Consider the following 12905-nt stretch of genomic DNA (forward strand, 5'->3'; position numbering starts at 1 on the left):
CCATTGGGTGTCGTTTATCGGTCGGTGCCTGCGGCGTCGACCGGTCTCAGGCGCAGCCCGAGCAGGGTTTCGATCGAGGTCAGCGCGATCTCGACGAGCTCGCTTTCCCCGAAAAGCTCGCCGGCCAGGCAGCCTTCCAGCCAGAGTCCGTCGAGCAGGCCGTTGATCGCGATGGCGAGCCTGCGGCAGCGCTCCGGCGAGGCGTCCGCGCCGCGCGCGGCAAGAAAGTCGCCGAGCAGGCCCTCCAGCGCGTTGCGGAAGCTCAGATAGCCCTCGCGGTGGATGGCGGCGAGTTCCGGATCGACGCTGACGCGGCTGATGAAAGAGGCCCAGAGCGAGAGGCTTCGGCTGTTGGCGACCGGTTCCGTCAGGTTGATGACGATGAAGTCCCGCAGCCGCGTTTCCGGATCGCCCGTCACCCGCTCGGCCTTTTCGGTGAGCCGGGCGATGACGACCCGATAGGCCTCCTGCAGGATGTGCTCCTTGGACTGGAAGTAATGCCGGATGAGGCCCGCCGTCACGCCAGCCTTGATGGCGATCTGCCGGACCGTCGCGCCCTCCAGGCCGTATTCCGCGATGCAGTCGAGCGTCGCCTCGATCAGGTCGTGGCGGCGTTCGGCCTCGGGGGCGCGATGGAAGGTCCGGCGGGCCATGGTTCCTCTCTAGTCTCTGCGCAATTCCGGACGCAAGGCTGCCCCCTTCCGCTGGAGCTGCTTCAGGCCGCGCGGCGCAGCACCGGCCGCGTCAGGCAGGTCGGCCCGCCTTCGCAGGCGATGCACAGCGCGTCGGCCTCGAAGGTTTCCACCGTGCAGCCGGCCGCTTCCATCGCCGCCTTGGTGGCCGGGAAGCCTTCGACCATGATGACCTCGTAGGGCCGGGTCGGCAGCACGTTGAGCGACAGGCCGTTGCTGGCGTGGAATTCGTCGGCCGGCGCCTCGATCAGGCGGATGCCGCGCTTCTTGAGCAGCTGGTAGAAGGCGGCCGGCAGCAGCGGGGCGAAGACGAGGGCAAGGTCGTCCGCCAGCGGGCTCATCACGCTCATCAGGTGGAGGCAGGCTTCCTCGCCCTGCCAGAGCGGCAGGTCGTAGGCGAGAACCGTGACGCCGTGCGGGCCGAGGATCTTCTTGATCTGGTCGATGCCTTCCTGGTTGGTGCGCACGCCGCGGCCGATGACGAGCGTCTTCGCATCGAGCCAGATGCAGTCGCCGCCCTCCACGGTGCCGTCGCCCTCGATGCGGCCGAGGATCGGGATCTGGCGTTCGGCATAGGCCTTTTCGTGCAGCGCGGTTTCGGCGACGCGCAACGGCTTGCCCATGCGCAGGAGGATCGCGCCGTGATCGGACATCAGCGAGGGATCGTGGGTGAACATGGCGTCGGCGAGCCCGTCGCCCTCGTCCTCCAGCCAGATGATCTCGGTGCCGGATTTTTCCACGAGCTCGGCGAAGGCCTTGTACTGGTGGACCGCGCGGGCGCCGTCGAAGGTCGGGCCGTAATGCCACTTGGCGGCATCGGCGCCCCTCAGGCTCTCGCCGGGGCGGCGCATCAGAACACGCATCAGGGGGGCCGACATTTCCTGCGAACCGTAGGCGGTCATTCACTGCTCCTAAGGGAAAATCATCTTGGACGGGCGCTGCCGGAAAAGTCAGCGATGCGCCTATTATACGCTTGAATAATTTCTTAACAAGTGCCACGATGCATTCCATAAGACGACACGACGGGCCGAAGATGCCCGCGGGAACGCTGAAAAACAGGGGAATTTGGCATGGGTCATGCATCGATTTTCCGCGCGCTGGAGACGGCTCCGCGATGACGGAACGCGCCGAGGCAATCGCGGTCAGGGACCTGCACAAGCGCTTCGGGCCGCTTGACGTTCTCAAGGGTGTTTCGCTGACCGCGCATGAGGGCGACGTGATCGCCATCATCGGCGGTTCGGGTTCGGGCAAGTCCACCTTCCTTCGCTGCATCAACATGCTGGAAATGCCGAGCGCCGGTTCGGTGACCATCCACGGCGAGACGATCGCCATGAAGAACGACGGCCACGGCGGCATGATGCCGGCCGATCGCAAGCAGGTGCAGCGCCTGCGCTCGCGCCTCGGCATGGTGTTCCAGAGCTTCAATCTCTGGCAGCACATGACCATCCTGGAAAACGTCATCGAGGCACCCGTCCATGTGCTCGGCGTGAGGAAGGACGAGGCGATCGAGCGGGCCGAGGCGCTGCTGCGCCGCGTCGGGCTCCACGAAAAGCGCGATGCCTATCCGGCCTTCCTCTCCGGTGGCCAGCAGCAGCGCGCGGCCATCGCCCGGGCGCTCGCCATCCAGCCCCATGTCATGCTCTTCGACGAGCCCACCTCCGCGCTCGATCCGGAGCTGGTCGGCGAGGTGCTCTCCGTCATCGGCGATCTTGCCAAGGAAAAGCGCACGATGATCCTCGTGACGCACGAGATGAAGTTCGCGCGCAATGTCGCGAGCCACGTCGTCTTCCTGGCGAACGGGGTCATCGAGGAACAGGGCCCGCCGGACGAACTGTTCGGGTCGCCGAAATCGGAGCGGCTGAAGAAGTTCATCAGCTCCATCCACTGAGAAGCAAAAACCAACAGAGGGAAGATCATGAAGAATGCCGTAAAGACAATCGCCCTTGCCGCCGCGATCGGCCTTGCCGCAGTGTCCGGCGCCGCGGCCCAGCAGGTCCGCGTCGGCTTTGCCGCCGAGCCCTATCCGCCCTTCACCTCGCCGGATGCCTCCGGCAACTGGGAAGGCTGGGAAGTCGACTTCATGAAGGCGATCTGCGCCGAGGCCAAGCTCGACTGCGTCATCACGCCGGTCGCCTGGGACGGCATCATCCCCGCACTGACCTCCAACAAGATCGACATGATCATCGGTTCCATGTCGATCACGGCCGAGCGCCTCCAGACGATCGACTTCTCCGACAAATACTATAACACGCCCACTGCCGTGATCGGTCCGAAGGGCCAGGACTTCGAGCCGACGCCGGAAGGCCTTTCCGGCAAGACGATCGGCGTGCAGGTCGCCACCATTCACCAAGTCTACGCCAACAAGTATTTCGGCGAGAATGGCGCGACCGTGAAGGAGTACCAGACCCAGGACGAGGCGAACAACGACCTCGCCGCCGGCCGAATCGATGCGGTGCAGGCCGACTCGATCGCCCTCAGCGATTTCCTGAAGACCGAGCAGGGCGCGGCCTGCTGCGACCTGAAGGGCAATGTGAAGGACGATCCGGAAATCCTCGGTGCTGGTGTCGGCGTCGGCCTGCGCAAGGGCGAGACCGAACTGAAGGAAAAGATCAACGCCGCGATCAAGGCGATCCGCGAGAACGGCACCTATGACGAGTTCTCGAAGAAGTATTTCGACTTCGACGTCTATGGCGGCTGATCGCCGGTCTGTGCTTGACGCCGGCGGCTCCCGCCGCCGGCCATGTTCCTTGCAAGGACGAAAAACCTCATGGCCGATGCCGGATCGCTGATCAACTGGAGCCTTCTCGCGCTCGAACCGCCAGGCTGGGGCGGGGTGCTTCTGGCAGGGTTGTGGCAGTCGGTCCAGATCGCCGTCGGTGGCTATGCGCTCGGCCTGCTGCTCGGCACGGGCGGCGCCATGGGCAAGCTCTATGGCGGCCCAGTGGCGAAGGACCTCCTCGAGGTCTATACGACCGTCGTTCGGGCCGTCCCCGAACTGGTGCTGATCCTGATCCTTTATTATGCCGGCACGGACGTGCTCAACAAGATGTCCGCCGCGCTCGGCTTCGGGCCGGTCGATATCAGCGGCCTTGCCGCCGGCATCTTCGTCATCGGCGTCGTGCAGGGCGCCTATTCCACCGAGGTCCTGCGCGGCGCGATCAAGGCGGTGCCGGCGGGGCAGATGGAGGCGGCGCGCGCCTATGGCATGTCGCCCCTTCAGGTCATGCGCCGCATCACGCTGCCGGCCATGCTGCCGCATGCCATTCCCGGACTTTCGAACCTCTGGCTGATCGCCACCAAGGACACGGCGCTTCTCGCGGTCGTCGGCTTCAGCGAGCTGACGCTGGTGACACGCCAGGCGGCCGGCAGCACCAAGGCCTATCTTCTCTTCTTCTGCGCGGCCGGCATGCTCTATCTGCTGCTCACGCTGCTCTCCAACGTCCTGATCGGCATCATCGAACGCCACTACCGGCGCGGCCTGACGAGGCATGCGTGATGAGCGAGGAGACCGTTTCCGCCCTGGCCCTCACAGAACTGCCCTCGAAGCGCGCGCTCCTCAAGCCGCACCGCATCGTGCTGATGGCCATCGCCGCCGTGCTGGTCTTCTGCATCGTCTGGTTCATGCGCTGGGATTGGGTGCCGAAATATTCCGGCCGCCTCGTTTATGGCGTCGGCGTCACGCTGCTGATACTGTTCACCACCTCGATCCTCGGCTTCCTGCTCGCCGTGCCGATCGGCCTCGTGCAGGTGACCGGGCCATGGCCGCTGAAATTGCTGGCGCGCGGCTTCTGCACGATCATCCGCGGCACGCCGCTGCTGCTCCAGCTGTGGCTGCTCTATTACGGGCTGGGCTCGCTCTTCCCGCAATTCCCGGAAATCCGCAATTCCTTCCTCTGGCCCTATCTGCGCGAGGCGTGGCCCTATGGGGTGGCGGCGCTGACCATCTCCTTTGCGGCCTATGAGGGAGAGGTGATGCGCGGCGCCTTTGCCGGCGTGCCGGCAGGGGAACTGGAGGCCGCGCGCGCCTATGGCATGAGCCAGTTCACGATGTTCCGCCGCATCTGGCTGCCACGTGCCGTGCAGCGGGCGCTGCCGACGCTGAACGGCGAGACCGTGCTGCAATTGAAGGCGACGCCGCTCGTCGCGACGATCACCGTGATCGATGTCTACGCCGTCATCTCCAAGGTGCGGCAGGAGACCTACATCACCTATGAGCCGCTGCTGCTGCTCGCGCTCATCTATCTCTGCCTGACCGCCATCCTGGTGGTCGCCTTCCGCTATTTCGAACGCAGGATCCCGACGCGTGGTGCCTGAAAAGGACGATGACATGACGATCCATACGACCCTCCAGAACTCCATGCCGGAAATGGTGGCGATCCGCCGCGACCTGCACGAGCACCCGGAGCTGGGGCTGGAAGAGGTGCGCACGTCGGATGTCATCGCGCGCCATCTTGAAGGCTACGGCTACAAGGTCACGCGCGGCCTTGCGAAAACCGGCCTCGTCGCAACGCTCGTGAACGGCACCGGCCGCAAGTCGATCGGCATCCGCGCCGATATCGATGCGCTGCCGATCCACGAGGAGACCGGCCTTGCCTATGCCAGCAAGACGCCGGGAAAAATGCATGCCTGCGGCCATGACGGGCACACGGCCATGCTGCTCGGCGCGGCGAGGGCGATTGCCGAGCGGCGCAATTTCGACGGCACCGTGCACCTGATCTTCCAGCCGGCGGAGGAGAATTTCGGCGGCGCGAAGATCATGGTGGAGGAGGGGCTGTTCGACAAATTCCCCTGCGATGCCGTCTTCGCCCTGCACAACGAGCCGGGCCTGCCCTTCGGCCAGTTCGCGCTGCGTGACGGCCCGATCATGGCGGCGGTCGACGAGGCGCGCGTCACGGTGAACGGCGTCGGCGGCCATGGCGCGGAGCCGCAGGAGACGCTCGACCCGATCGTCTGCGGCGCCTCGATCGTCATGGCGCTGCAGACCATCGTCTCGCGCAACATTCACCCGCTCGATCCGACCGTGGTGACGGTCGGCTCGTTCCATGCGGGCTCGGCGAGCAACATCATCCCGAGCCGGGCCGAGATCGTCGTCGGCATCCGCTCCTTCGATCCCGTCGTTCGCGACGAGCTGGAGCGCCGTATCCGCCTCATCGCCGAGCGTCAGGCGGAAAGCTACGGCATGAGCGCCACGGTGGACTACCAGCGTTTCTACGATGCGACGGTCAACCACAAGGCCGAGACGGATCTCGTGCGCGACCTCGCCATCCGCTTTGCCGGTGCCGACAAGGTCGTCGACCTTGACCGCCCCTTCATGGGCAGCGAGGATTTCGCCTATATGCTGAAGGAGCGGCCGGGCACCTATTTCTTCCTTGGCGGCAAGGGCGGCGAAAACGACAAGTCGCTCCACCATCCCGGCTACAATTTCAACGACGACCTCCTGCCGGTCGGCGCCGCCTTCTGGACGGAACTGACCGAGCATTACCTGCGCGCGAGCTAGGGCCGCCGCGCCGGCGGTCAGCGTTTCAAGCGTCCGTTCTCACCCGGTGGTGCCTGGCCGCTCGCCAAACATGTCAGCGGGCGATGAGACGCCCGACCAGGTCCGGTGTCAGCTCGTCGAAATGGGCGATGACATGGTTCGGCTCGAGCTCGGCGACGGGCACGTCCGAATAGCCGAAGGGCACGCCGATGGAGGGCACGCCGGCATTGCGGGCGACGAGCATGTCGTTGAGGCTGTCGCCAATCATGACGGTGCGGCTGGGGTCGGCCTCGGCGAGGCGGACGGTGCCGAGCAGGTGCTCGGCATCGGGCTTGCGCACCGCAAAGGTGTCGCCGCCGGTGATCGCGGCAAAGCGCGGAGTAAGGGCGAGGCCATCGAGCAGCCGCCGGGCGAGGCCTTCCAGCTTGTTGGTGCAGACGGCGAGGCGATAGCCGGCGCCGGCGAGGCGGTCCATGGCGGCAAGGAGGCCTGGATAGGGCACGGAGACACCCGGCATGGCGCCGGAATAGTGTTCGACGAAGGCGGCGAGCATGCGCTGCAGTTCCGCGTCCGAGATCTCCCGCCCGCGCAGCGCGAAGGCACGCTTGATCATCACCTGGCCGCCATGGCCGACGAGATAGGTGAGGTCGCCATAGCCGACGGGATCGAGGCCCTCGAGGCCGATCGTGTGGTTGAGGCTCGCCACGAGGTCGTGCGCCGTATCGATGAGCGTACCGTCGAGATCGAAGACTACGAGAGAAGCGGACATGGGAAAACCTTGTATGGGGAGGAGGCAGGCAGGCCCCTCCGGTATGCGATGGCGGCGGCATTTGCAATCGCCTTCTCCACCCCGGCGGGCGCGCGGCCGGCATCGGAACATGCGGCGATTTTGGCTTTCGTTTGCCGGCAGGGGCGTGTAAGTGTCTCACCGGAATTCCGGTCGCTTCGGCGCCGGCTACGACCATTCAGGGAGTTTTGGGCCATGGACGCCCGGGAAATGAAAATCAAGGCCGCGGAGGTCGCGCTCACCCATGTCGAGGACGGCATGCGCCTCGGCATCGGCACCGGATCGACCGCGGAGGAATTCGTGCGGCTCCTGGCCGAAAAGGTCGCCGGTGGGCTGAAGGTCGAGGGCGTGCCCACCTCCGAGCGCACGGCGCGGCTCTGCGTCGAGCTCGGCGTGCCGCTGAAGTCGCTCGACGAACTGCCGGAACTCGATCTCACCATCGACGGCGCCGACGAGGTCGACGGCAGGCTGCGCCTCATCAAGGGCGGCGGCGGCGCGCTGCTGCGCGAGAAGATCGTCGCCAGCGCTTCGACGCGCATGATCGTGATTGCCGACGAGAGCAAGGTGGTCGAGACGCTCGGCGCCTTCAAGCTGCCGATCGAGGTCAATCCCTTCGGCCTCACCGCCACCCGCATCGCCATCGAGAAGACGGCGGCCCGCCTCGGGCTTTCCGGGGCAATCGCGCTGCGCGCCTCGGGCGACGGCACCTTCATGACGGATGGCGGACACTACATTCTCGACGCATCTTTTGGCCGCATTCCTGATGCAGATGCGCTCGCAAGCAGCCTCAATGACATACCCGGTGTCGTCGAACACGGCCTCTTCATCAACATGGCGTCGCTGGCCATCATCGCGGGACCCGCGGGTGCGCGCACGCTGACGGCGAAAGACTAGACAGGAGCACAGACCGACATGATCAAATTTGCTGGTTTCGGCCGGACCCTCGCGGCGACCCTCATCGTTTCGGCAGCGCTTGCCGGCGCCGCCAGGGCGCAGGACGTCACCGACGAGCAGGTCAAGGCCGCCCGCGCCGCCATCGACGCGATCGGCGCGACGAACGGTTTCGACAACATCCTGCCGGGCCTTGCCGTTCGCATCAAGGCGACGCTCGTCCAGGCCTCGCCGAACCACGAGTCGGAAATCAACGCCACCGTCGACGAGCAGGCCCTGGCGCTCGCGCCGCGCCGCGCCGACCTGGAGCGGGAAGCCGCGACGATCTACGCCAAGACCTTCACCCAGGAAGAGCTGAAGGCGATCGCCGACTTCTACAACTCGCCTGTCGGCAAGAAGCTGCTGTCGGACGGCCCGATCGCCACGCGCGAAGTCATGAAGGCCGCCGAGATCTGGGCTGTCGGCGTCGACCGTGACCTGCGCGCCGAAAGCGCCAAGAAGCTCAACCCGATCCTCGGCGCTGCCGCCGAAGGCGGCGAGGCGCAGCAGCCGCAGCAGTGATCGAATGACGAAAGGGCGGCGCACGCCGCCCTCTGTTTTATGACGGACATCGCCCGCCCACTACCGTCATCCCCGGGCTTGCCCCGAGGATCCAAGCGGCACCCGCGGCTGTGGATGGTCGGGTCAAGCCCGACCATGACGGAAGAGAGGTTTGGTGGACTTTGACGGCCGTCCGGCCAGGCTTGCCCGCAGGAGATCACCATGCCGACATTCGACTACGACCTCTTCGTCATCGGCGGAGGCTCCGGCGGCGTGCGCAGCGCGCGCCTTGCCGCCAGCATGGGCAAGAAGGTGGGTATCGCCGAGGAATTCCGCTTCGGCGGCACCTGCGTCATCCGCGGCTGCGTGCCGAAGAAGCTCTATGTCTATGCCTCGCAGTTCCCCGAGCATTTCGAGGATGCCGCCGGCTTCGGCTGGCAGGTCGGCGAGACGCGCTTCGACTGGCCGGCCCTCGTTGCCGCCAAGCAGAAGGAGATCACCCGCCTGGAGGGCCTTTACCGCAAGGGCCTCGACAATGCCGGGGCGACGATCCTTGCGACCCGCGCCGTGCTCGTCGGGCCGAACACGGTGCGCCTGACGGCGACGGACGAGCTTGTGACCGCCGAGCGCATCCTGATCGCGGTCGGCGGCCATCCGACGCCGCATGCCGACCTTCCCGGCCATGAGCTCTGCATCAGTTCCAACGAGGCGTTCGACCTGCCGGAACTGCCGAAATCCATCCTGATCGCCGGCGGCGGCTATATCGCCGTCGAGTTCGCCAACATCTTCCATGGCCTCGGCGTCGAGACCACGCTGATCTACCGCGGCAAGCAGATCCTGTCGCGGTTCGACCAGGACATGCGCCAGGGCGTGCAGGCGGCGATGATCGCCAAGGGCATCCGCATCCTTTGCGAGGACATCATCACCAACGTGAGCGCGGCCGAGGGCGGCGGGCGCACCGTCACCACCAAGGCGGGCGAGACGCTTGCCGTCGACCAGGTGATGCTGGCGCTCGGCCGGGTGCCGAACACCGGCAGCCTCGGCCTGGAGGCGGCGGGCGTGGCGATGGACGAGCGGGGGGCGATCCTCGTTGATGCCTATTCCCGTACCAACGTTCCGGGCATCTTCGCGCTCGGCGACGTCACGGACCGTGTGCAGCTCACCCCCGTCGCGATCCATGAGGCGATGTGCTTCATCGAGACGGAGTTCCGCGGCAACCCGGTTTCGCCGGACCACGACCTCATCGCCACCGCGGTCTTCTCCCAGCCGGAGATCGGTACCGTCGGCCTCAGCGAGGAGGCGGCGGCAAAAGCCTTCGACGAACTGGAGGTCTACCGCGCCGAATTCCGCCCGATGAAGGCGACGCTCTCCGGCCGGCAGGAGAAGACGATTATGAAGCTCATCGTCAATGCGGCCGATCGCAAGGTCGTCGGCGCGCATATCCTCGGCCACGAGGCCGGCGAGATGGCGCAGCTCCTCGGCATCTCGCTGAAGGCCGGCGTCACCAAGGACGACTTCGACCGCACCATGGCGGTGCACCCGACGGCGAGCGAGGAGCTGGTGACCATGTACCAGCCGAGCTACCGCGTCAGGAACGGACAGCGGGTCTGACGGACGGCCGCGTCTCGCCGGCCAGCCGGCCGGCGAAGCGGTCTTCGTGGCGCTTGAAGAGGTTTGCGAGGCGATCGAGGGCGAGCCGCATTTCCGGCCGGTGGCGGTCGTCGTCGTTGACGGCGAGCCAGAGCGGATGGCTGAGCGCCTCTATCGGCTCGCCCTCGCGCACGAGCGTCGGCATGGCATCGCCCACGAAGGCCGGCAGCACGCCGCGTCCCGCGCCGCCCGCAATCAGCCGGGCCAGCACGGCAGGCGCGTTCGTCCAGGTGTGGATCTGCGGCTCGTGGTTGCGGAAAACCCATTTCTCCGCATCGGAAACGGCAACTTCCGTGCCGATCGAGACCCAGGGCAGGTCCGCTTCGAGGGCGAGGTTTGCGGCGCGATAGACTGCATAGGCGACGGTCACCGACTTGCGCACGGCGACATTGCCGGTCTTCGGTGCGCTGTGGAAGAGGCCGATCATGCCGTGGCGATAGGTCAGGTCCCCTCCCGCCGGCAATTGCTTGCAGCAGAGGCGGAAGCTGTCGGCGGGGCCGCGCAGCTCGCTCGTGTTCTCCGCAACGAAGCCCATCAGCCAGATATCGCCGGCAATGGCGACTATGGGCAGCGCGAAGGCGTCGCCGTGCCAGCGGGTGATGTCGGCGGTCGTGCGGCGGATCGTCTGGACATGCTCGAACAGCACCATGCCGTCCGGGGCGAGCCGGTAGCCCTGCTGGCTGCGGATGAAGAGCGTGCGGCCCATGGCCCGCTCCAGCGCCAGCATGCGGCGGCCGATCGTCGGCGCGCTGGCGCCCGTGATCGCCGCGGCGCCGGCAAGCCCGCCCTCCGCCGCGACGTGGAAGAAAAGCTGCAGATCGCTCCAGTCGACTTCCGACATGCACCGCTCCTGTTGAACGCTTCCTTCTAGCGCAAAAGCCGCCGGCAGGCATCGCTCATCGGTGAAACGGGCGTTTCATTTCCGCGTCTACGCTTGCCGGGGTCCGGTCGCTATCTCGGGAAGGACACCGGAAACAGGAGGCCGTCATGAGCCCGGAATGGATGATCGCCCTCGACAGGGCGGAAAAGACGATGAAGCAGCGCCGGATAGACCCTTTGTCCGATCCGCTGGAAGCGGAAGCCTGGCGCGGGCTGGAAGCGGTGAGCGCGCTTCTTGCGCGCCTCCTCAACGGGCGCGGCCGGCCGGAGCCGAGGGGCACGCGACAGGCCCTGCCGGACAGGGCAGTTGCCTTGCGTGCAAGCCCGCGTCGCTTCTAGGCCAGACCTGTCGCCCTCCGTGCTCTACAGCCTGTCCCGGAGCGGAGGGCGGAGCCGTCGCAAATGCGCCGCTGCCGCTGGATCTGCGGCTATGCAAGACCCATCTAACGGTTTATAAGCCCGCATCTTCAAACGGACGTGGCGCCCCCCGGTTATCGCGGGCGCATCAGGACAGGTGAACATCATGGCAGAGAATTGGACCCCGAGTAGCTGGCGGCACAAGCCCATCCAGCAGGTTCCGGACTATCCCGATCTCGCCGCATTGGCGGCGACCGAAGAGCGCCTTTCGAAGTTTCCGCCGCTCGTCTTCGCCGGCGAAGCACGGCGCCTGAAGGCCTCGCTTGCGAGCGTGGCGGAGGGCAACGGCTTCCTGCTGCAGGGTGGCGATTGTGCCGAGAGCTTCGTCGAACACGGCGCCGACACGATCCGCGACTTCTTCCGCGCCTTCCTCCAGATGGCCGTGGTGCTGACCTTCGGCGCCCAGCAGCCCGTCGTGAAGGTCGGCCGCATTGCCGGCCAGTTCGCCAAGCCCCGCTCCTCGGGCATCGAGAAGCAGGGCGACGTGACGCTGCCGTCCTACCGCGGCGACATCATCAACGGCATCGAGTTCACCGAAGAGGCCCGCGTGCCGAGCCCGGAACGCCAGATCATGGCCTACCGCCAGTCTGCCGCGACGCTGAACCTCCTGCGCGCCTTCGCGATGGGCGGTTATGCCAATCTGGAGAACGTGCACCAGTGGATGCTCGGCTTCGTCAAGGACTCGCCGCAGGCCGAGCGCTACCGCAAGCTCGCCGACCGGATTTCCGAGACGATGGACTTCATGAAGGCGATCGGCATCAGCGCGGAAAACCATCCGGGCCTGCGCGAGACCGATTTCTTCACCAGCCATGAAGCGCTGCTGCTTGGCTACGAGCAGGCGCTGACCCGCGTCGATTCGACCTCGGGCGACTGGTATGCGACGTCCGGCCACATGATCTGGATCGGCGACCGCACGCGCCAGCCCGACCATGCGCATATCGAATATTGCCGCGGCATCAAGAACCCGCTCGGCCTCAAGTGCGGCCCGTCTCTGACCAGCGACGGCCTCCTGGAGCTGATAGACCTCCTGAACCCGGCGAACGAGGCCGGCCGCCTGACGCTGATCTGCCGCTTCGGCCATGACAAGGTTGCCGACAACCTGCCGAAGCTGATCCGCGCCGTCGAGCGGGAAGGCAAGAAGGTGGTGTGGTCCTGCGATCCGATGCACGGCAACACGATCACGCTCAACAACTACAAGACCCGTCCTTTCGAGCGGATCCTGTCGGAAGTGGAAAGCTTCTTCCAGATCCACCGCGCGGAAGGCACGCATCCGGGCGGCATTCATGTCGAGATGACCGGCAACGACGTGACGGAATGCACCGGCGGTGCGCGTGCGCTGTCGGGCGATGACCTCGCCGACCGCTACCATACGCACTGCGATCCGCGCCTCAATGCCGACCAGGCGCTCGAGCTCGCCTTCCTTCTTGCCGAGCGCATGAAGGGCGGCCGCGATGAAAAGCGCATGGTCGTGAACGGTTGATCTCCATCCGTTCATGCTTCGGTCCCGTAGATTAGCGGAACTGATGCAAGCATTCAGGAATGTGAAATTGACAGAACCGGGCCGGCTCGCGAA

14 protein-coding genes are annotated in these 12905 nt (G+C 65.9%); 10 read left to right on the top strand and 4 right to left on the bottom strand.

Annotated features, from left to right (window positions below):
- Positions 1–14 precede the first annotated feature (14 nt).
- Positions 15–653 carry a TetR family transcriptional regulator C-terminal domain-containing protein gene (locus WMC41_RS01050; protein ID WP_244767398.1) on the bottom strand — a complete coding sequence of 213 codons (639 nt, stop codon included), beginning with the start codon at positions 651–653 and terminating at the stop codon, positions 15–17.
- Positions 654–715: 62 nt separating this feature from the next.
- Complete coding sequence (locus WMC41_RS01055; protein ID WP_432346773.1) at positions 716–1594, bottom strand: dimethylarginine dimethylaminohydrolase family protein; 879 nt, start codon at positions 1592–1594, stop codon at positions 716–718.
- 212 nt (positions 1595–1806) lie between these two features.
- Here WMC41_RS01055 and WMC41_RS01060 point away from each other — a divergent pair, with 212 nt between their 5' ends.
- From WMC41_RS01060 to WMC41_RS01080, 5 genes are all read left to right on the top strand, one after another.
- Entirely contained in the window at positions 1807–2580 is a 774-nt protein-coding gene (locus WMC41_RS01060; RefSeq protein ID WP_432346775.1) for an ABC transporter ATP-binding protein, read from the top strand.
- 27 nt (positions 2581–2607) lie between these two features.
- The gene (locus WMC41_RS01065; protein WP_432346777.1) at positions 2608–3390 is read left to right on the top strand and encodes a transporter substrate-binding domain-containing protein; all 783 of its coding nucleotides are present in this window, start codon (positions 2608–2610) and stop codon (positions 3388–3390) included.
- A 69-nt stretch (positions 3391–3459) separates the two neighbouring features.
- Positions 3460–4188, top strand: coding sequence for an ABC transporter permease (locus WMC41_RS01070; protein WP_432346779.1), 729 nt, complete (start codon positions 3460–3462; stop codon positions 4186–4188).
- Positions 4188–5006, top strand: coding sequence for an ABC transporter permease (locus WMC41_RS01075; protein ID WP_432346781.1), 819 nt, complete (start codon positions 4188–4190; stop codon positions 5004–5006). Before WMC41_RS01070 ends, WMC41_RS01075 begins: the two co-directional genes overlap by 1 nt.
- Before the next feature lie 13 nt (positions 5007–5019).
- Positions 5020–6189: a M20 aminoacylase family protein gene (locus WMC41_RS01080; RefSeq protein ID WP_432346783.1), complete on the top strand. Its 1170-nt coding sequence runs from the start codon at positions 5020–5022 to the stop codon at positions 6187–6189.
- A 73-nt stretch (positions 6190–6262) separates the two neighbouring features.
- Here the strand turns inward: WMC41_RS01080 and WMC41_RS01085 are convergent, their stop codons facing one another.
- Complete coding sequence (locus tag WMC41_RS01085) at positions 6263–6937, bottom strand: HAD family hydrolase (RefSeq protein WP_432346785.1); 675 nt, start codon at positions 6935–6937, stop codon at positions 6263–6265.
- A 213-nt stretch (positions 6938–7150) separates the two neighbouring features.
- Between WMC41_RS01085 and rpiA the strand changes: the two genes are divergently transcribed.
- From rpiA to gor, 3 genes are all read left to right on the top strand, one after another.
- Positions 7151–7849, top strand: a complete 699-nt coding sequence (rpiA, locus tag WMC41_RS01090; RefSeq protein ID WP_244767406.1) for a ribose-5-phosphate isomerase RpiA — start codon at positions 7151–7153, stop codon at positions 7847–7849.
- Between the two features lie 18 nt (positions 7850–7867).
- Entirely contained in the window at positions 7868–8407 is a 540-nt protein-coding gene (locus WMC41_RS01095) for a DUF2059 domain-containing protein (protein ID WP_432346787.1), read from the top strand.
- Positions 8408–8608: 201 nt separating this feature from the next.
- The gene (gene gor / locus WMC41_RS01100) at positions 8609–9997 is read left to right on the top strand and encodes a glutathione-disulfide reductase (RefSeq protein WP_432346789.1); all 1389 of its coding nucleotides are present in this window, start codon (positions 8609–8611) and stop codon (positions 9995–9997) included.
- Here the strand turns inward: gor and WMC41_RS01105 are convergent.
- The gene (locus WMC41_RS01105; RefSeq protein ID WP_272804326.1) at positions 9975–10877 is read right to left on the bottom strand and encodes a LysR family transcriptional regulator; all 903 of its coding nucleotides are present in this window, start codon (positions 10875–10877) and stop codon (positions 9975–9977) included. The genes gor and WMC41_RS01105 overlap by 23 nt on opposite strands.
- Positions 10878–11023: 146 nt before the next feature.
- Between WMC41_RS01105 and WMC41_RS01110 the strand changes: the two genes are divergently transcribed.
- Together WMC41_RS01110 and WMC41_RS01115 are read left to right on the top strand one after the other, a co-directional pair.
- Entirely contained in the window at positions 11024–11254 is a 231-nt protein-coding gene (locus WMC41_RS01110; RefSeq protein WP_244767410.1) for a hypothetical protein, read from the top strand.
- A 184-nt stretch (positions 11255–11438) separates the two neighbouring features.
- Positions 11439–12812 carry a class II 3-deoxy-7-phosphoheptulonate synthase gene (locus WMC41_RS01115; protein WP_272804327.1) on the top strand — a complete coding sequence of 458 codons (1374 nt, stop codon included), beginning with the start codon at positions 11439–11441 and terminating at the stop codon, positions 12810–12812.
- Positions 12813–12905: the final 93 nt, after the last annotated feature.

Origin of the sequence: Shinella yambaruensis (assembly GCF_050859155.1) — a bacterium.
Classification (GTDB): domain Bacteria; phylum Pseudomonadota; class Alphaproteobacteria; order Rhizobiales; family Rhizobiaceae; genus Shinella; species Shinella yambaruensis.

What these genes read in the sequence shown, in the direction of transcription:
- WMC41_RS01050 (WP_244767398.1), bottom strand. Translation starts at nt 653, where the DNA reads ATGGCCCGCCGGACCTTCCATCGCGCCCCCGAGGCCGAACGCCGCCAC.
- WMC41_RS01055 (WP_432346773.1), bottom strand. Translation starts at nt 1,594, where the DNA reads ATGACCGCCTACGGTTCGCAGGAAATGTCGGCCCCCCTGATGCGTGTT.
- WMC41_RS01060 (WP_432346775.1), top strand. Translation starts at nt 1,807, where the DNA reads ATGACGGAACGCGCCGAGGCAATCGCGGTCAGGGACCTGCACAAGCGC.
- WMC41_RS01065 (WP_432346777.1), top strand. Translation starts at nt 2,608, where the DNA reads ATGAAGAATGCCGTAAAGACAATCGCCCTTGCCGCCGCGATCGGCCTT.
- WMC41_RS01070 (WP_432346779.1), top strand. Translation starts at nt 3,460, where the DNA reads ATGGCCGATGCCGGATCGCTGATCAACTGGAGCCTTCTCGCGCTCGAA.
- WMC41_RS01075 (WP_432346781.1), top strand. Translation starts at nt 4,188, where the DNA reads ATGAGCGAGGAGACCGTTTCCGCCCTGGCCCTCACAGAACTGCCCTCG.
- WMC41_RS01080 (WP_432346783.1), top strand. Translation starts at nt 5,020, where the DNA reads ATGACGATCCATACGACCCTCCAGAACTCCATGCCGGAAATGGTGGCG.
- WMC41_RS01085 (WP_432346785.1), bottom strand. Translation starts at nt 6,937, where the DNA reads ATGTCCGCTTCTCTCGTAGTCTTCGATCTCGACGGTACGCTCATCGAT.
- rpiA (WP_244767406.1), top strand. Translation starts at nt 7,151, where the DNA reads ATGGACGCCCGGGAAATGAAAATCAAGGCCGCGGAGGTCGCGCTCACC.
- WMC41_RS01095 (WP_432346787.1), top strand. Translation starts at nt 7,868, where the DNA reads ATGATCAAATTTGCTGGTTTCGGCCGGACCCTCGCGGCGACCCTCATC.
- gor (WP_432346789.1), top strand. Translation starts at nt 8,609, where the DNA reads ATGCCGACATTCGACTACGACCTCTTCGTCATCGGCGGAGGCTCCGGC.
- WMC41_RS01105 (WP_272804326.1), bottom strand. Translation starts at nt 10,877, where the DNA reads ATGTCGGAAGTCGACTGGAGCGATCTGCAGCTTTTCTTCCACGTCGCG.
- WMC41_RS01110 (WP_244767410.1), top strand. Translation starts at nt 11,024, where the DNA reads ATGAGCCCGGAATGGATGATCGCCCTCGACAGGGCGGAAAAGACGATG.
- WMC41_RS01115 (WP_272804327.1), top strand. Translation starts at nt 11,439, where the DNA reads ATGGCAGAGAATTGGACCCCGAGTAGCTGGCGGCACAAGCCCATCCAG.